Annotated in this window: 15 protein-coding genes and 1 other RNA gene; 2 read left to right on the forward strand and 14 right to left on the reverse strand. The window is 63.5% G+C overall.

The features are described from left to right. Positions 1-2 precede the first annotated feature (2 nt). The 14 genes from HU750_RS06445 to rsmI form a co-directional block, all read right to left on the reverse strand. Positions 3-959, reverse strand: coding sequence for a D-alanine--D-alanine ligase (locus HU750_RS06445; RefSeq protein ID WP_099455237.1), 957 nt, complete (start codon positions 957-959; stop codon positions 3-5). Then, the gene (gene murC, locus HU750_RS06450) at positions 956-2,404 is read right to left on the reverse strand and encodes a UDP-N-acetylmuramate--L-alanine ligase (protein ID WP_027594017.1); all 1,449 of its coding nucleotides are present in this window, start codon (positions 2,402-2,404) and stop codon (positions 956-958) included. Before murC ends, HU750_RS06445 begins: the two co-directional genes overlap by 4 nt. Beyond that, positions 2,397-3,476, reverse strand: coding sequence for an undecaprenyldiphospho-muramoylpentapeptide beta-N-acetylglucosaminyltransferase (gene murG / locus HU750_RS06455; protein ID WP_186677731.1), 1,080 nt, complete (start codon positions 3,474-3,476; stop codon positions 2,397-2,399). Before murG ends, murC begins: the two co-directional genes overlap by 8 nt. After that, a complete protein-coding gene (ftsW, locus tag HU750_RS06460; protein ID WP_027594015.1) occupies positions 3,466-4,680 on the reverse strand; it encodes a putative lipid II flippase FtsW in 1,215 nt (404 codons plus the stop codon). The genes murG and ftsW overlap by 11 nt, the downstream gene beginning before the upstream one ends. Then, positions 4,677-6,023 carry a UDP-N-acetylmuramoyl-L-alanine--D-glutamate ligase gene (murD, locus tag HU750_RS06465; protein WP_186677733.1) on the reverse strand — a complete coding sequence of 449 codons (1,347 nt, stop codon included), beginning with the start codon at positions 6,021-6,023 and terminating at the stop codon, positions 4,677-4,679. The genes ftsW and murD overlap by 4 nt, the downstream gene beginning before the upstream one ends. A 6-nt stretch (positions 6,024-6,029) precedes the next feature. Then, complete coding sequence (mraY, locus tag HU750_RS06470) at positions 6,030-7,112, reverse strand: phospho-N-acetylmuramoyl-pentapeptide-transferase (RefSeq protein WP_027594013.1); 1,083 nt, start codon at positions 7,110-7,112, stop codon at positions 6,030-6,032. Then, a complete protein-coding gene (locus tag HU750_RS06475; RefSeq protein WP_186677737.1) occupies positions 7,112-8,479 on the reverse strand; it encodes a UDP-N-acetylmuramoyl-tripeptide--D-alanyl-D-alanine ligase in 1,368 nt (455 codons plus the stop codon). The genes mraY and HU750_RS06475 overlap by 1 nt, the downstream gene beginning before the upstream one ends. After that, entirely contained in the window at positions 8,472-9,962 is a 1,491-nt protein-coding gene (locus tag HU750_RS06480) for a UDP-N-acetylmuramoyl-L-alanyl-D-glutamate--2,6-diaminopimelate ligase (RefSeq protein WP_186677739.1), read from the reverse strand. The genes HU750_RS06475 and HU750_RS06480 overlap by 8 nt, the downstream gene beginning before the upstream one ends. Continuing rightward, positions 9,959-11,695: a peptidoglycan D,D-transpeptidase FtsI family protein gene (locus HU750_RS06485; RefSeq protein ID WP_172960429.1), complete on the reverse strand. Its 1,737-nt coding sequence runs from the start codon at positions 11,693-11,695 to the stop codon at positions 9,959-9,961. The genes HU750_RS06480 and HU750_RS06485 overlap by 4 nt, the downstream gene beginning before the upstream one ends. After that, entirely contained in the window at positions 11,695-11,988 is a 294-nt protein-coding gene (gene ftsL, locus HU750_RS06490; RefSeq protein ID WP_099430370.1) for a cell division protein FtsL, read from the reverse strand. The genes HU750_RS06485 and ftsL overlap by 1 nt, the downstream gene beginning before the upstream one ends. After that, positions 11,985-12,932 (reverse strand): 16S rRNA (cytosine(1402)-N(4))-methyltransferase RsmH, encoded by a 948-nt coding sequence (rsmH, locus tag HU750_RS06495; RefSeq protein WP_027594008.1) that lies wholly within the window; start codon positions 12,930-12,932, stop codon positions 11,985-11,987. The genes ftsL and rsmH overlap by 4 nt, the downstream gene beginning before the upstream one ends. Then, entirely contained in the window at positions 12,929-13,384 is a 456-nt protein-coding gene (gene mraZ / locus HU750_RS06500; RefSeq protein ID WP_004575120.1) for a division/cell wall cluster transcriptional repressor MraZ, read from the reverse strand. Before mraZ ends, rsmH begins: the two co-directional genes overlap by 4 nt. Positions 13,385-13,692: 308 nt before the next feature. Continuing rightward, an RNA gene (gene rnpB / locus HU750_RS06505) (RNase P RNA component class A) lies at positions 13,693-14,066 on the reverse strand. Between the two features lie 67 nt (positions 14,067-14,133). Then, a complete protein-coding gene (gene rsmI, locus HU750_RS06510) occupies positions 14,134-15,009 on the reverse strand; it encodes a 16S rRNA (cytidine(1402)-2'-O)-methyltransferase (RefSeq protein WP_186677744.1) in 876 nt (291 codons plus the stop codon). 187 nt (positions 15,010-15,196) lie between these two features. Between rsmI and HU750_RS06515 the strand changes: the two genes are divergently transcribed. Together HU750_RS06515 and HU750_RS06520 are read left to right on the forward strand one after the other, a co-directional pair. Further along, positions 15,197-17,014: a penicillin-binding protein activator gene (locus HU750_RS06515; RefSeq protein ID WP_186677746.1), complete on the forward strand. Its 1,818-nt coding sequence runs from the start codon at positions 15,197-15,199 to the stop codon at positions 17,012-17,014. Further along, complete coding sequence (locus HU750_RS06520) at positions 17,014-17,385, forward strand: YraN family protein (RefSeq protein WP_027594005.1); 372 nt, start codon at positions 17,014-17,016, stop codon at positions 17,383-17,385. The genes HU750_RS06515 and HU750_RS06520 overlap by 1 nt, the downstream gene beginning before the upstream one ends. Positions 17,386-17,449 lie beyond the last annotated feature (64 nt).

Here is a 17,449-nt window from a genome sequence, read left to right on the forward strand (position 1 = left end):
TGTTAACCTCGCGTCTCGACGCTGGCGGCCAGGATTGCCAGCACCAATTGCTGGAAGTCCAAGCCGGCCGCGCGGGCCGCCATGGGCACCAGGCTATGATCAGTCATGCCGGGTGCGGTGTTGACTTCGAGCAGCCAGAACCGGCCCTGCTCGTCCTGCATCACATCCAACCGCCCCCAGCCTTCGATGCCGATGGCATCGCAGGCGCGCGCGGTCAGGTCGATGAGTTCCTGTTCCTTGACGCTGTCCAGGCCGCACGGGATGCGGTACTGGGTATCGTTGGCGATGTACTTGGCGTCGTAGTCGTAGAACACGTGCGGCGTACCCAGGGCGATCGGCGGCAGCACCTGGCCGCGCAGTACCGCGATGGTGAACTCCGGCCCGTGGATCCACTGCTCCACCAGTACCTGGGAATCGTATTTGGCGGCGTCCTGCCAGGCGGCGACCAGTTCCTGCTCGCTGTTCACCTTGGCCATGCCGATGCTAGAGCCTTCATGGGCGGGTTTGACGATAAGCGGGAAGCCCAGTTCCGTACTGGCCTTCAAACAATCGCTTTCGCTGGCCAATACCGCGTGGCGCGGGGTCGGAATGCCCAGGCTCTGCCACACCTGCTTGGTGCGCAGTTTGTCCATGGCCAGGGCCGACGCGAGGATGCCGCTGCCGGTGTAAGGGATGCCCAGGCACTCGAGCAGGCCTTGCATGCTGCCGTCTTCACCGCCACGGCCGTGGAGGATGATGAAGGCGCGGTCGATCTTCTCGCGTTGCAGGCGGTCGAGCAGGTCGTCGCCCACATCGATGGCAACCACGTCGACACCGGCGCGGGTCAAGGCGTCGATCACGGCGGCGCCGGACTTGAGCGAGACTTCACGCTCGGCACTCTTGCCGCCGTACAGCACGGCGACGCGGCCGAACGCCTTGACGTCCAGGGTCGAGTGCAGCTTGTCGTAGGCGCTGGTCATTTCGACTTCTCCTGCTTGGCGCCAGCGAACAGCGGGCTTTTCATCAATTGCGGGGCCAGGCCACCGACATCACCGGCACCCTGGCACAGCAGGATGTCGCCGGCACGCAGCAGCGGCTGGACCAGGGGCGCAAGCTCGGCGCCACGTTCGATGTAGATCGGGTCAAGCTTGCCGCGCTGGCGGATGCTGTGGCACAGCTGACGGCTGTCCGCACCCGGAATCGGCTCTTCACCGGCCGGGTAGACTTCCATCAGCAGCAGCACGTTGGCGTCGCCCAGCACTTGTACGAAGTCGTCGTACAGGTCGCGGGTGCGGCTGTAACGGTGCGGCTGGTAGACAATCACCAGGCGGCGGCTTGGCCAGCCCCCGCGCACGGCCTTGATCACCGCAGCGACTTCAGTCGGGTGGTGGCCGTAGTCGTCGACCAGCATCACGCTGCCGCCGTCGACCGGCAGCTCGCCGTAGACCTGGAAGCGTCGGCCAACACCCTGGAAGCCGGACAGCCCCTGGACGATGGCCTCGTCGCTGATGCCTTCGTCAGAGGCGATGGCAATGGTTGCCAGGGCGTTGAGCACGTTGTGGTTGCCGGGCATGTTCACCGACACCTCCAGCGGCTCGCAGTCGCGGCGCAGCACGGTGAAGTGCGTCTGCATGCCCTGCTGGCGCACATTGATGGCGCGGATGTCGGCCTCTTCGCTGAAGCCGTAGGTGACCGTCGGGCGTTTGACCTGCGGCAGGATCTCGCGCACCACAGGGTCGTCCAGACACATCACTGCCAACCCATAGAACGGCAGGTTGTGCAGGAACTCGACGAAGGTTTTCTTCAGTTTGTTGAAGTCACCCTCATAGGTGGCCATGTGGTCGGCGTCGATGTTGGTGACCACGGCGACCATCGGTTGCAGGTGCAGGAAGCTGGCGTCGCTCTCGTCTGCTTCGGCGATCAGGTAGCGGCTGGTGCCGAGCTGGGCATTGGTGCCCGCTGCGGTCAGGCGCCCGCCGATGACGAACGTCGGGTCCAGGCCGCCAGCGGCGAACACCGAGGCCAGCAGGCTGGTGGTGGTGGTCTTGCCGTGCGTGCCGGCAACGGCCACGCCATGGCGGTAGCGCATCAGCTCGGCGAGCATCTCGGCACGCGGCACCACGGGAATACGACGTTCCAGGGCAGTGGCGACTTCCGGGTTGGCCGGGTTGATGGCGCTGGATACGACCAGTACGTCGGCGTTGGCAGCGTTTTCGGCACGGTGGCCAACGAAGATCTCTGCGCCGAACGACTCCAGCCGCTCGGTAACCGGCGAGGCCTTGAGGTCGGAACCGGACACTTCATAGCCCAGGTTCAGCAGCACTTCGGCGATGCCGCACATGCCTACGCCGCCGATACCGACGAAGTGGATGCGACGGATGCGGCCCATTTTTGGCTGCGGCATGGCTTTCTGGCTTTCAACCATGGGCCACCTCCAGGCAGATATCGACCACGGTGCTGGTTGCGGCAGGTTTGGCCAGGCGCCGTGCGGTGCCAGCCATGGTGTTGAGTTTCTCGGGTTGCATCAGCACCTCGTTCAGGCGTTCAGCGAGCTGCGCTGCGCCAGTTGTCGCTTGTGGCATCAGGAAGGCAGCGCCTTCCCGAGCCAGATAGTGGGCGTTGTGGGTCTGGTGATCGTCGATCGCATGGGGCAACGGCACCAGCATCGAAGGCAGGCCCGCCGCCGCGAGTTCGCTGACGGTCAGGGCACCGGCCCGGCACACCACGATGTCGGCCCAGCCATAGGCTTGGGCCATGTCCTTGATGAAAGGCTCTACCTGAGCCTCGACGCCCGCCTCGTGATAACGCTCGGCGGTGATCGGCGCATGTTGCTTGCCAGCCTGGTGGAACACCTCTGGCCGCAGTGTTTCAGGCACTTCAGACAGGGCCTTAGGCAACAATTTGTTCAATGGTTCCGCACCCAGGCTGCCCCCGAGCACAAGCAGGCGTGCACGGCGTTCGGCCAAGGGTGCGCGTTGCGCGTCCATGAACAGCTCCGGGCGCACCGGGTTGCCGGTGGTGCGACGTTTTTCGCTGGCCGCGAAGGTGTTCGGGAAAGCTTCGCAGACGCGTGCCGAGAGTGGCACCAGCAACCGATTGGCGGTACCCGCGCGCGCATTCTGTTCGTGAATGACCAGCGGCACACCGCACAGCCGCGCGGCCACACCGCCCGGCCCGGTCACGTAGCCACCGAAGCCCAGCACGCACACAGGCTTGAGCTGACGAATGATGCGCCGTGCCTGCAGCACCGCCTTGACCAGGGTGAACGGCGCCTTGAGCAGCGACAGCTTGCCCTTGCCGCGCAGGCCGCTGACCTGGATGAGGTGCAACGGCAGACCGGCCTGGGGCACCAGTTCGTTCTCGATGCCTTTCGGCGTGCCCAGCCAGTGCACGCTGTAACCCCGTGCCTGGAATTCCCGGGCGCAGGCCAGGGCCGGGAACACGTGGCCCCCGGTACCGCCTGCCATGATCAGTACGTTCTTGCCGTCAGCGGCCATGACTGGTCTCCTCGGCAAAATCGCTTTCATTGAATTCGTGTTCCTCGCTGCCCAGGTGCGTGCGGCTCTCCCACTCGATACGCAGCAGCAAGCCCACGCAGGCGCAACAGATCACCAGCGAACTGCCGCCGTAACTGAGGAACGGCAAGGTCAGGCCCTTGGTCGGCAGCAGGCCGACGTTCACGCCGATATTGATCAGGAACTGGCCGATCCACAGGAAGGCCAGGCCGAATGCCATGTAGGCGGCGAAGAACTGCTTGGCCTTTTCGGCCCACAGGCCGATGTACAAGGCGCGCACGGTGACGAAAACGAACAGCGCGATGGTGACCAGCGAGCCGACCACGCCAAGCTCTTCAGCCAGCACCGAGAACACGAAGTCGGTGTGGGCCTCGGGCAGGTAGAACTGCTTCTGTACGCTGTTGCCCAGGCCCACGCCCAGCCACTCACCGCGGCCGAAAGCGATCAAGGCCTGGGTCAACTGGTAGCCCGAGCCGAACTGGTCGGACCAGGGGTCGGTAAAGGTGATCAAACGTGCCATCCGGTACGGCTGGGCCTGCACCAGGACAAACACAGCGACCACCGCCAGCACCACCATCAAACTGAAGCGGAACAACCCCACCCCGCCGAGGAACAACATGGCCGCCGCAGCGCCCATCATCACCACGGTGGCACCGAAGTCCGGCTCCATCAGCAGCAGGCCAGCCATCGGCAGCAGCACGATGAACGGCTTGAAGAAGCCCATCCAGCTCTCGCGCACCTCGGTCTGCCGGCGTACCAGATAGCCGGCCAGGTAGATGACCACGAAGACTTTGGCGATCTCCGACGGCTGCACGTTGAAGAAGCTGAAGCCGATCCAGCGCATGGAACCGTTCACTTCCCGGCCGATACCCGGCACCAGCACCAGCACCAGCAGGCCGAAGGCGCCCAGCAGCATCATGAAGCCCATGCGCTGCCAGGTGGCGATTGGCACCAGCATGGTGGCGCCGCAGGCGACCAGGCCGATGACCACGTACACCAGGTGACGGAACATGTGGTAAAGCGGGTTGCCCGACTGCACCGCGGCCACTTCCGAGGACGCCGAGGTGATCATCACCAGGCCCAGGCCCAGCAATGCCAGGCAGCCGGCAAGCATGGCAAAGTCGAGGTCGATGCCACGGCCGCTGATCAGCGGCGACGGGTACGGCTTGAAGATGCCGAAGATCATGCCAGCCCTCCCGCCGCTTGGGCGAACAAGCGCCCGCGTTCTTCAAAGTTCTTGAACATGTCGAGGCTGGCGCAGGCCGGCGACAACAGCACGGCATCACCCGGCTGAGCCAGGGCGGCGCACTGCTCGACGGCGTCTTCCAGGGTCTTGACCCGCACGTGCGGTACACCTTCGCCCAACGCTTCGGCGAGGCGCTCGGCATCACGGCCCAACAGCACCACCGCACGGCAGAAGCGCGCCACTGGCTCACGCAGCGCGGCAAAGTCAGCACCTTTGCCGTCACCGCCGGCGATCAACACCAGCTTGCCGGCGATATCCGCGCCCAGGCCTTCGATGGCCGCCAGCGCAGCACCGACGTTGGTGGCCTTGGAGTCGTCGTACCAATTGACACCATTGCGCTCGCGCACCCACTGGCAACGATGGGCCAGGCCGCCAAACTCGCGCAGGGCGTCGAGCATCGGTGCAAACGGCAAGCCTGCGGCATGGCCGAGGGCCAGGGCTGCGAGGGCGTTGCTGTGGTTGTGCGAACCGCGAATTTTCAGGTCGCGCACGGGCATCAGGTTCTGGAATTCGAAAGCCAGGTATTTCTCGCCGTCGACCTCACGCAGGCCGAAGGCCTTGAAGTCCGGTTGGTTCAGGCCAAAGCTCCAGCACGGCCGGCCTTCGACCGGCAATGGCCGGCTCAGCGCGTCCTGGCGGTTTACCACCACCTGATGAGCGCCCCGGAAGATGCGGTGCTTGGCCAGGTGATAAGCCGGCAGGCCGCTGTAGCGGTCCATGTGGTCTTCGCTGATGTTCAGCACGGTGGCGACTTCGGCGTTAAGCTGGTCTGTGGTTTCCAGCTGGAAGCTGGACAGCTCCAGCACATACAGCTCCACCTCATCGCTCAGCAGGTCCAGGGCTGGCGTGCCGAGGTTACCGCCCACGGCCACGCGCTTGCCCGCCTTGGCGGCCATTTCGCCAACCAGGGTGGTCACTGTGCTTTTTGCGTTGGAACCGCTGATGGCGATGATTGGCGCTTTGGCATGGCGGGCGAACAGCTCGATGTCGCCCGACAGGGCCACACCCCGTGCCGCAGCCTGTTGCAGCGCCGGGGTTGACAAGGCCAGGCCCGGGCTCACGTACAGTTCGTTGGCGCGGCACAGGAAGTCCACGTCCAGCTCGCCACAGCGCACTTCCACCTGCGGGTAATCACGGCGCAGGGTGTCCAGTTCCGGCGGTTGCTCGCGGGTGTCGGCGACCGCAAAGGCAATGCCCCGGCTCGCCAGGAAGCGAACCAGGGACATGCCGCTCTTGCCGAGGCCGACAACGATGCGGAATTGGTCGGAAGCGATCAGTGACACGCTCATCTACCTCAGTTTCAGGGTTGCAAGGCCGACCAGCACCAGAATCACGGTGATGATCCAGAAACGGACGATCACCCGTGGCTCAGGCCAGCCCTTGAGTTCAAAGTGGTGGTGGATCGGCGCCATGCGGAACACGCGCTTGCCGGTCAACTTGAAGGAGGCGACCTGGATCACCACCGACAGGGTCTCCACCACGAAGATGCCGCCCATGATGAACAGGACGATTTCCTGGCGAACGATCACCGCGATGGTGCCCAGCGCGGCGCCAAGCGCCAGCGCGCCAACGTCACCCATGAAGACTTGCGCCGGGTAAGTGTTGAACCACAGGAAGCCCAGGCCAGCGCCGATCAATGCGCCGCAGAACACGATCAGTTCCCCCGAACCCGGCACATACGGGATCAGCAGGTACTCAGCGAATTTCACGTTACCCGACAGGTAGCAGAAGATGCCCAATGCACCGCCCACCATGACCGTTGGCATGATGGCCAGGCCGTCGAGGCCATCGGTGAGGTTGACCGCGTTGCTGGAGCCGACGATGACGAAGTAGGTCAGAACGATGAAGCCAACGCCCAGCGGGATGGTGACATCCTTGATAAACGGCAGGATCAGTGTGGTTTCAACGCTAGTCGGGGCGGTCTTGTAAAGGAAGACCGCAGCAGCCAGGCCAAACACCGACTGCCAGAAGTACTTCCAGCGGCTTGGCAAGCCACGGGAGTTCTTTTCGATCACCTTGCGGTAGTCATCGACCCAGCCGATGGCGCCAAACGCCAGGGTGACGATCAGCACGACCCACACGTAGCGGTTGGACAGATCAGCCCACAGCAGGGTGCTGACGGCGATAGCAGACAGGATCAGCGCGCCGCCCATGGTGGGGGTGCCGGATTTGGACAAGTGCGATTGCGGGCCGTCGTTACGGACAGCCTGACCGATCTGGCGGATCTGCAGGGTACGGATCATCCAAGGGCCCAGCCACAGCGCCAGTGACAACGCGGTCAGTACACCCAGGATCCCGCGCAGGGACAGGTACTGGAAGACCGCGAAGCCTTTATGGAACTGTTGCAGATACTCAGCCAACAGCAGCAGCATTAATGTTTCTCCCCGCTTGAACCACACAAAGCCGCCACGACGTTTTCCATCGCAGCGCTACGCGAGCCCTTGATCAAGATTGTGGTGTCGCTGGCATTTTCGGCGCTAACCGCGTCGATCAGCTCAGCTTGAGTAGCGAAATGACGGCCATTGGCGCCGAACGCCTTGACCGCATGTGTCATGTTGGTACCCACTGCGTACAGGGCGTCGACCTTGCCACGCGCGTAGTCACCCACCTGACGGTGGCCTTCTTCCGCCCATTGGCCCAATTCGCCGATATCCCCGAGCACCAGGACGGTGCGGCCGGAAAAGCCGGCGAGTATATCAATGGCCGCGCACATGGAGGTGGGATTTGCGTTGTAACTGTCGTCGATCACGCGCACACCATTTGGCGCGATCTGCGCCACGGTGCGGCCCTTGACCGGTTGCACGGCGTTCAGCCCAGCGGCGATGCCGCTCAGGCTCAGACCGACGGCATGGGCAGCGGCGGCGGCAGCCAGCGCATTGCTGACGTTGTGCTCGCCCAGCACGTTGAGTTGCACGTCTACGGTTTCACCGGCGCCATGCAGCTTGAACGACGGGCAACCACGCGCATCACGACCAATGTCAGTGGCATGGAAATCGGCGCTAGCGTCATTGCGGGCGAAGCTGATGACCGTGTGCGCCCCGGCACGTGCCTTCCAGATGCCAAAGGCCTTGTCGTCCAGGTTGAGGATGGCCGTGCCGCCCTCGCCCAGGCCTTCGAGGATCTCGCCCTTGGCTTCGACAATTTTCTCAGGGCCGCCGAACTCACCCACGTGGGCGGTGCCGGCGTTATTGATGATGACCACCTGGGGCTGGGTCAGGCCGACGGTGTAGCGGATTTCACCGATGCGCGAAGCACCGAGCTCGATCACCGCCGCGCTGTGCTCCGGGGCAATTTCCAGCAGGGTCAACGGGGCACCGAGGTCGTTGTTTAGGTTGCCGCGGGTGGCATGCACCAGGCCACGGGTGCGCAGGATGCTGGCCAGCATTTCCTTGACCGTGGTCTTGCCGCTGGAGCCGGTGATGGCTACGACAGGCTTGTCGAACGCAGCGCGGTTCAGCGCCCCGAGCTGGCCCAGGGCCAGACGGCAGTCGGCGACCAGCAACTGCGGCAGGTCTACATCGGCAACTTCGCGCTCGACCAGCGCGGCAACGGCGCCCTTGGCTTTTACATCGGCCAGGTAATCATGGCCATCGAAGCGTGGCCCCGTCAGCGCGACGAACAACTGCCCGGCAGTGACGCTGCGGCTGTCGATGCTGACGCCGTTAAAGCTGGCGTCGGCGCTGACCAGGCGAGCACTCAGTGCTGTGGTCAGCTGGCTGAGTGTCATGGCTTTAAGCATGTGGAGCCTCCCAGGCTGCAAGTGCCTTCTCGGCTTCGACCAGATCGGAGAAATCGTGGCGCTCGCCGCGAATCTCCTGGTAATCCTCGTGCCCCTTGCCGGCCAGGACGATAACGTCATCGGCTGCGGCAGTGGCGATCAGGTGGGCGATGGCTTCGCCGCGGCCAGCGACGAACTCGACGCTGTCTGGCTTGGCAAAACCAGGGCGGATATCGTCGAAGATCCGCAGTGGGTCTTCACTGCGCGGGTTGTCATCGGTAACCAGCACGCGGTCGGCCAGGCGCTCGGCCACGCCGGCCATCAGCGGGCGCTTGCCACGGTCACGGTCGCCACCGCAGCCGAACAGGCACAGCAGCTTGCCGTGCGCATGTGGGCGCAGAGCCTCGAGTACTTTTTCCAGGGCATCCGGGGTGTGGGCGTAATCGACCACCACCAGCGGTTTGTCGCCGCCACCCAAGCGCTGCATGCGGCCAACCGGCCCTTGCAACTGCGGGGTGACCTTGAGAATTTCGTCCAGCGAATAATCCAGGGCCAGCAGCGTGGCCACGGCCGCGAGCATGTTGCTCAGGTTGAAGCGGCCAAGCAGTTGGCTGCGCAAGGTACGCTCACCCTGGGCGGTCACGAGGATTGCGCGCACGCCATCGTCATCGAAGGTGGCTTCACGGCAATACAACGACGCTTCCGGGTTTTCCAGGCTGTAGCTGAGCAGCCGGGTCTCGATATGATCGGCATTCGGACGGCGGGCATACGCCAGCGCCAGCCGGCGGCCAAAGTCGTCATCCAGATTGACCACCTGGCAACGCAGGTTCGGCCAGGCGAACAGCTTGGCCTTGGCCGCCTCATAGGCCTGCATGCTGCCGTGGTAGTCCAGGTGATCACGGGACAGGTTGGTCATGACCGCGATGTCGAACGCCAATGCGGCGACACGCCCCTGCTCCAGGGCATGCGAGGACACCTCCATCGCTACTGCCTTGGCACCGCCCTTTTTCAGGTCGTAGAGCGTCGACTGCACCGCGATCGGGTCCGGCGTGGTCAGGCGGCCGCTCTGCAGCTCACCGTAGAAGCCGGTACCCAGGGTGCCGATCAGGCCGCAACGCTGGCCCAGCACGTCAAGCGCTTGGGCCACCAGTTGCGTGACACTGGTCTTGCCGTTGGTGCCGGTAACGCCAACCAGGTTCAACTGGCGGCTCGGTTCGCCATAGAAGCGACCGGCGATATCCGACAGCTGGGCGATCAGGCCCTTGACCGGAATCAGCGGCACGTCGGTGATCGGCAGCACGGTAGCGCCCTGCTCTTCATAGGCAACGGCGGCAGCGCCACGGGCCAAGGCGTCGGCGATATGGTCGCGGCCATCGACCTTGGCACCCGGCACGGCCAGGAACAGGTCACCCGGACGCACGGCGCGGCTGTCCAGGGTCAGCTCGCGGATCAGCGGATCGCGGCTGGCGTGGGCGAAAAGCTTGCTCAATGGCATTGTCATCATCCACGCCCTCCCTTGGCGGCAGCTGCAGTGACTTGTGGTTGTGCGGTGGGTGGCGGCGGCAGGTTGTCTGGCGGCACGTTCATCAAACGCAGGGTGCCCGACATGACCTTGCTGAACACAGGCGCCGAAACCAGACCACCGAAGTAGCCGCCCTTGCTTGGTTCATCGATGACCACGACGATGGCGTAACGCGGATCGCTCATCGGGCCGAAGCCTGCGAACAGCGAGCGGTAGGCGTTTTCGGTGTAGCCCTTGGAACCGACGGTCGCTTTACGCGCCGTACCGGACTTGCCACCCACGTGATAGAACGGCACCTGCGCACGGAATACCCCGCGCGGCGCCTCGATCACCTGCTGCAGCATGCCTTGAACGGTTTCGGCGGTTTCTTTCGGAATCGCCTGAACAGCCTCGGGCGCCTTGTCCACCTTGAGGATCGACAGCGGCACCATCTTGCCGTCGTTGGCCAGCGCCGCGTAGGCATGCACCAGCTGCAGAGCAGTCACCGATACGCCATAGCCATAGGACAGGGTCGCGGTCTCGGCCTTGCGCCACTCACGGTGGTTAGGCAGGTTGCCCACCCGCTCGCCCGGGAAGCCCAGGCCGGTGTATTGCCCCAGGCCAACCTGGGACATGACCCGGTAGATGGCCTCGCCACCGATGTCGAAAGCGATCTTGCTCATGCCGACGTTAGAGGAGTTGATCAGGATGCCGGTCAGGTCGAGGATCGGGCCCTCGCTGCGGGAAACGTCCTTGATGGTGTAGCGGCCGATCTGCAGGCTGCCCGGGTAAACCTCGACCTTGTCGGTGGTTTTCCAGCGCCCGCTCTGCAGCGCCGCACTCATGGAGATCGGCTTGACGGTCGAACCTGGCTCGAACACGTCGATGATCGCCCGGTTACGCATCGCAGCAGGGAACATGCTGCGGCGGTTGTTTGGGTTGTAGGTCGGCTGGTTGACCATGGCCAGGACTTCACCGGTCTTGACGTCCATGATCACCAGGCTGCCGGCCTTGGCTTCCTGTTCGGCAATGGCGTTGCGCAGTTCGCGGGTGGCCAGGTATTGCAGGCGCAGGTCTATCGACAACGCCAAGGTCTTACCGGCCTTGGCGTTTTTGGTGACCTGAATGTCCTTGATCAGCCGGCCACGCCGGTCCTTGATCACCTGTCGCTTGCCCGGCACGCCGGCCAGCCATTCGTCGTAGGCCAGCTCTACCCCTTCACGCCCGTGGTCATCGAGGTCGGTAAAGCCGACCATGTGCGCGGTGACATCACCGGCCGGGTAGAAGCGGCGGAACTCTTCCAGGCCATACACGCCCGGCACTTTCAGGTCGAGCACCTGCTGGCCCTGCTCCGGGGTCAGCCCGCGGACCAGGTAGATGAATTCCTTGTTGGCCTGCTGGGTCAGGCGCTCGGTCAACTGCTGGGCGTTTTGCCCCAATGCAGCCGCCAGCTGCGGCCAACGGTCCTTGGCGGCCTGCATTTCCTTAGGGTTGGCCCACAGAGTGGTGACCGGCGTACTGACCGCCAGCGGCTCGCCGTTGCGGTCGGTGATCAGGCCACGGTGCGCAGGAATCGGAATATGCCGCAGGCTGCGGGCATCACCCTGGCCCTTGAGGAAGTCACGGTCGACGACCTGCAGGTCGATGATGCGCCAGCAGATGGCACCCACCATCAGTGCCAGCAAACCGATCACTACCCGGAAGCGCCAGGGGTAGAGTGCGCCTTCGAGCTTCATCATGGCGCCACCATCCGCACTTCGTCAGCCGCAGGGACGCGCATTTTCAATTGCTCGGAAGCGAGGCTCTCGATACGGCTGTGGGCGGTCCAGGTGCTTTGCTCAAGGATCAAGCGCCCCCATTCAGCCTGGGCCTTGTCACGCTCGTTCAATTCGCCGTACAGGGTATTGAGCAACTGACGGTTCCAGTGGGCGCTGTAGGACACGGCGATGGCCGAAACCAGGACACCGACGAACAGCAGAAGCATCAGGAAGCTTCCGCCTGGCAATGGCTTGGCAAACAGCCTGCTCACCGCAGCTTCTCCGCCACCCGCATCACGGCGCTGCGCGACCGCGGGTTGGCCTTGAGCTCAGCCTCGGACGCGAACTGTGCCTTGCCGATGAGCTTGATTTTCGGTTCGAAGACCTTGTGCTGTACCGGCAGGTTGCGCGGCAGGTTGTCTGCCTCGCCCTTGACCAGCTTGCGCATGAACAATTTGACGATGCGGTCTTCGAGCGAGTGGAAGCTGATGACCGCGAGGCGACCACCGATTTCCAGCGCATCGAGCGCGGCCTCAAGCCCAGCCTCAAGGTCACCCAACTCGTTGTTGACGTGGATGCGCAGGCCTTGGAAGGCGCGGGTGGCCGGGTTCTTGCCCTTTTCCCACGCAGGGTTGGCGACCTTGAGCACTTCGGCCAGGTCGGCAGTACGGGTGAAGGGCTGCTTTTCGCGGCGTTCCACGACCGCGCGCGCCATGCGCCCGGCGAAACGCTCCTCACCGTACTCTTTGAATACGCGGGCAATTTCTTCCACGGGTGCGGTAGCGATGAACTCGGCAGCGCTGATGCCCTGGTCAGGGTTCATGCGCATGTCCAGCGGGCCATCATTGAGGAAACTGAAGCCGCGTTCAGGGTCATCTAGCTGCGGCGAGGAAACGCCAAGGTCGAGCAGGATACCGCTGACCTTGCCAGCCAGGCCGCGCTCGGCCACTTCCGCGCCCAACTCGGCAAAGCTGCGCTGCACAATGACAAAGCGGCCGTCTTCGGCCGCCAGCGCTTGCCCTGTGGCAATCGCCTGTGGATCTTTGTCGAAGCCCAGCAGCCGCCCTTGCGGCCCGAGCTTGCTGAGGATCAGACGGCTGTGTCCGCCACGGCCAAAGGTGCCGTCCAGATAGCAACCGTCGGCGCGCAGGGCCAATGCCTCGACAGCTTCGTCGAGCAGGACGGTAATGTGGTTGAAGCCGCTATCTATGGTCACAGGATCAGGTCACGCAATTCGTCGGGCATGGCGCCCGGTTGTTGAATAGCTGCAAGGTCGGCTGCCGAAACCGCGTTCCAGGCATCCTCATCCCACAGCTGGAATTTGTTCAGTTGCCCCACCAGCATCGCCTTCTTGTCTAGCTTGGCGTACTCACGCAGGCGGGGCGGTACCAGGAAACGCCCACTGCCATCGAGCTCCAGGTCAACCGCATTACCGATCAGCAAACGCTGCAGGCGGCGGTTTTCCTCACGCAACGACGGCAAGGCACGCAACTTGGCTTCTATCTGTTCCCACTCATCAAGGGGGTAGACACACAAGCAGGGGTCTACAGCATCGATGGTCACGATCAGCTGACCATTGCAACGCGAATCGAGCTCGTCGCGGTACCGGCTCGGCATGGCGAGACGGCCTTTGGCATCGAGGCTGACGGCGTTGGCTCCGCGGAACACGGCTGCGATTCCCCACAATGGTAGCTTTTTTGTGCCAGAAAACCCACTTCATCCCACTTTCTGCCACTTGCGCACACTATAGGAATCCGCCCGCTGCACCGTCAAGGCACGTTCATAAGGAAAAGCCTTACAGGACCGAGATTTAGCGCGATAAAGGAATGTGGAAAGAGTTCAGGCGGAAAAAAAACACGAGAAAAATCAAACCCACGCAAGCGTATGGAGTTCGAAGTTAAAGTGATTTATTAAGAGTAAGATTTTTTCGGTATTACCAGAGCGCGCCTGCTATCGATTCAAGCAGGGAGGGAGAGGTGGAGAGTCGATCTGTAAGCCGGGTTTTGTCGAGGACAGTCATTCCTCTACGACGGCCATCACTGGACGCCTCTAGCAACCTACCCGGTTCCGACGCGGGCCACGCCTAATGGAACCCTATTTGGTCTTGCTCCGAGTGGGGTTTACCTAGCCACGAACTGTTGCCAGTCGCGCGGTGCGCTCTTACCGCACCTTTTCACCCTTACCGGCACCGAAGTGCTTAGGCGGTTATTTTCTGTGGCACTTTCCGTAGGCTCACGCCTCCCAGGCATTACCTGGCACTCTGCCCTATGGAGCCCGGACTTTCCTCCCCCTGCCGTTTCGCAACAAAAGCTGCGGAACAAAAGCAGGCAGCGACTGTCCAATCGACTCTCCGCTGACAAGGTTAACGGCAGCCGCGCTCAAGAACAAGCGATACCGTAAACTATATCAAATTGCCACTACTGTGCTTTCTGCTTTTCCAAGGCAAGTTGATACAACAGGTTCTTGCGCACACCGGTAATTTCCGCCGCAAGTGCCGCCGCCCGTTTGAGCGGCAACTCCGCTAACAGCAAGTCCAGCACACGCTGCGCCTCGATACTGATGGCCTGCTCGCCCTCAGGCGCACTCCAACCCCCCACCAATACAACGCACTCACCGCGCTGCTGATTGCTATCGGCCGCGACGAAAGCACGCAGTTCGGCCAAGGGCAGCCCTTTGAGAGTTTCGAAGGTTTTGGTCAGCTCGCGGGCCAACAGGGCCGGGCGCTCAGCACCGAACACTGCCTCCATGTCTTCGAGGCACTCGAGGATGCGGTGAGGGGCCTCATAGAAGATCAACGTACGCGGCTCTTCCTTCACCTGCTCCAGGCGTGCTCGACGCCCCGCCGTCTTCGCCGGCAAAAAACCTTCGAAGATGAAACGGTCGGAGGGCAGGCCCGCGGCAGAAAGCGCGGCGATCAGCGCGCACGCGCCGGGCACCGGCACCACATTCACACCCGCCGCCCGCGCCTGGCGCACCAAGTGGTAGCCAGGGTCGGAAATCAACGGCGTACCGGCGTCGGACACCAGCGCCACGTTGTCGCCGGCCAACAGCTTGGTCAGAAAACGCCCACCTTCGTCACGCTCATTGTGCTCATGGCAGGCCGCCAGCGGTGTGTCGATACCGAAATGCTGCAGCAGGCGGATCGAGTGGCGCGTGTCCTCGGCCGCGATCAGGGCGACATCCGCCAGCACCTTCAGCGCCCTGGCGCTCATGTCGTCGAGGTTGCCGATGGGCGTTGCGACCACATACAGCGTACCCACGGTGGATTTCGAAGCCCCTGCCACATCAGTCACTGCGCACACCTGTCTTTCGGATCAAAGGCGCCATTGTAGCCCGAGCGCCCGCAACAGGGCGCAAAGAACTTCGCAGGCGTTCACCGGCCAGCCGCCTATAGTGAAGGATCAGCATCAGCAACATCGCGCCCCGGCCAGTGCTTGGGTACAATTGCCGGCCAACTTGATCGAGTAACAGGACCTTTACATGATCGCTTGCCTGCGGCTGCTCTCAGCCCTCTGCCTCGCTACCCTGCTGGCAGCCTGCGCCAGCTCGCCCTCATCCAGCCTGGGCGAGCTGCCGCGCACTCCGGACGCCAGTATCGAGCAACTGCTCGAAAAGGCCGCCTCCAGCAAGTCCGCGGAAGACGCCGCCCTGCTGCGCCTGAGCGCCGCAGACCTTGCGTACAAGCAGAAGGACTACCCGCGCGCCGCACGCATTCTCGAGCAGGTCCCGATGGACACGCTCAAGCCCGCCCAGCAAGTGTTCGCCAGCACCCTTGGCGCCGAGCTGGCGATGAGCCGCAACCAGCCCAAAGCGGCGCTGAGCGCGCTGTCGCACCCCAGCTTGCAGCGCGTTGGCGAACTGCCGGTAGAACAGCAAGCACGCACCTACAGCGTCCACGCGGCCGCCCTTGAAGCCGATGACCAGTCGCTGGCAGCGGCACAACAGCGCATCCTGCTCGCCCCGCTGCTCAGCGGCCAGGCCGCCAGCGCCAACAATGACGCCATTTGGGCACTGGTCGCCGCATTGCCTGCAGAGCAGTTGCAGCAGCCCGCCACCGACCCGGTCCTGGCCGGCTGGACCAGCCTGGCCCTGGCGGTGAAAACCGCCGGCACCCTGGAGCAACAGCAAGCCGCCATCGATGCCTGGCGCAAACAGCACCCGGACCACCCAGCCGCCCAGCAACTGCCGGTGGCGCTGGTCAAGCTCAAGGAGCTGGCCAGCCAGCCATTGACCAAGATCGCCCTGCTGCTGCCCCAGGAAGGGCCTTTGGCGGGTGTCGCCCGCGCGCTGCGCGATGGTTTCATGGCCGCTCACTTCCAGGCCCAGCAGTCGGGCCAACCGGCGCCAGCCGTGCAGGTATTCGACAGCTCGCGCATCACCTCGCTGGACGACTTCTACCGCCAGGCCCAGGCCGCTGGTGTGCAACTTGTAGTCGGCCCGCTGGAAAAACCCCTGGTGAAGAAGCTCGCTGCTAATCAGCAGTTGCCAATCACCACACTGGCACTGAACTATGCAGACGCCGGGCAGACAGCCCCGCCGCAACTCTTCCAGTTCGGCCTCGCCGCTGAAGACGAAGCCCGCGAAGTCTCGCGCCGCGCCCGCGCCGACGGCAAGGTACGTGCCGTTGCCTTGGTGCCAAGCGGTGAATGGGGCGACCGCGTGCTCGCCGCTTTCCGCAAAGACTGGGAAAGCAACGGCGGCACCCTGCTCGCCGCCGAGCGCATCGCCCAGCCGGTCGCCCTGGCTCAGCAAATTGCCGACCTGTTCCAACTGCGCCAAAGCGAAGGCCGCGCCAAGAGCCTGCAAAGCACGGTAGGCGGCAACATCGCCGCGCAGCCATCGCGCCGCCAGGACATCGACTTCATCTTCCTTGCCTCGACGCCGCAGCAGGCCCAGCAGATCAAGCCGACCCTGAACTTCCAGTACGCGGGCGACGTGCCGGTCTACGCCACCTCGAACCTGTACAGCGCCAGCGGTGACGTCAACCAGTACAACGACATGAACGGCATTCGTTTCTGCGAAACACCGTGGCTGCTCGACACCAGCAACAGCCTGCGCCAGCAAGTGGTCCAGCAATGGCCACAAGCAGCCGGCAGCCTCGGCCGCCTGTACGCCATGGGTGTGGATGCCTACAGCCTGGCACCCCGCCTGGGCCAGCTGAAAGCCCTGCCGGATAACCGCATCCAGGGCCTGTCCGGCAGCCTGAGCATGAACGCCAACCAGCGCATCGAACGTCAACTGCCGTGGGCCGAGTTCGCTGGTGGTCAGGTCAAGCGCCTGCCAGACACCGCCCGCTGATGCCCGACGCATCGCCTACCCAGGCCGGCCATGCAGCCGAAAACCAAGCCCTTGAGTACCTCCAAGGGCAAGGTTTGCAGCTGCTGACACGCAATTGGCGATGCAAAGGCGGTGAGCTTGATCTGGTCATGCTCGACGCCGATACAGTAGTATTCGTCGAAGTCCGCTACCGGCTGCACGCGAGCTTCGGTGGCGCCCTCGGCAGTATCGACGGGCGCAAGCAGAAACGGCTGGTGTTGGCTGCCAGCCTTTTCCTGCAGAAGGAATGCCGCTGGGCCACACACCCCTGCCGCTTCGACGTTGTCGCCCTGCAGGGCAGCCACCACGCAGGCAGACCGCTTCAATGGCTGAAAAACGCCTTCGAATGCTGAACCCACTTCGTATTTTTTGCTCTATGTTTCGCGGGCTGGTCGTTGATGCGCGCAGCAAAGGCCA

Origin of the sequence: Pseudomonas sp. SWRI50 (assembly GCF_014269095.1) — a bacterium.
GTDB lineage: Bacteria > Pseudomonadota > Gammaproteobacteria > Pseudomonadales > Pseudomonadaceae > Aquipseudomonas > Aquipseudomonas kermanshahensis.

Coding starts and splice junctions, on each gene's coding strand:
- ftsW (WP_027594015.1), bottom strand. CDS start 4,680: ATGATCTTCGGCATCTTCAAGCCGTACCCGTCGCCGCTGATCAGCGGC.
- mraY (WP_027594013.1), bottom strand. CDS start 7,112: ATGCTGCTGCTGTTGGCTGAGTATCTGCAACAGTTCCATAAAGGCTTC.
- HU750_RS06515 (WP_186677746.1), top strand. CDS start 15,197: ATGATCGCTTGCCTGCGGCTGCTCTCAGCCCTCTGCCTCGCTACCCTG.
- HU750_RS06485 (WP_172960429.1), bottom strand. CDS start 11,695: ATGAAGCTCGAAGGCGCACTCTACCCCTGGCGCTTCCGGGTAGTGATC.
- HU750_RS06480 (WP_186677739.1), bottom strand. CDS start 9,962: ATGATGACAATGCCATTGAGCAAGCTTTTCGCCCACGCCAGCCGCGAT.
- HU750_RS06520 (WP_027594005.1), top strand. CDS start 17,014: ATGCCCGACGCATCGCCTACCCAGGCCGGCCATGCAGCCGAAAACCAA.
- HU750_RS06475 (WP_186677737.1), bottom strand. CDS start 8,479: ATGCTTAAAGCCATGACACTCAGCCAGCTGACCACAGCACTGAGTGCT.
- murG (WP_186677731.1), bottom strand. CDS start 3,476: ATGGCCGCTGACGGCAAGAACGTACTGATCATGGCAGGCGGTACCGGG.
- HU750_RS06445 (WP_099455237.1), bottom strand. CDS start 959: ATGACCAGCGCCTACGACAAGCTGCACTCGACCCTGGACGTCAAGGCG.
- murC (WP_027594017.1), bottom strand. CDS start 2,404: ATGGTTGAAAGCCAGAAAGCCATGCCGCAGCCAAAAATGGGCCGCATC.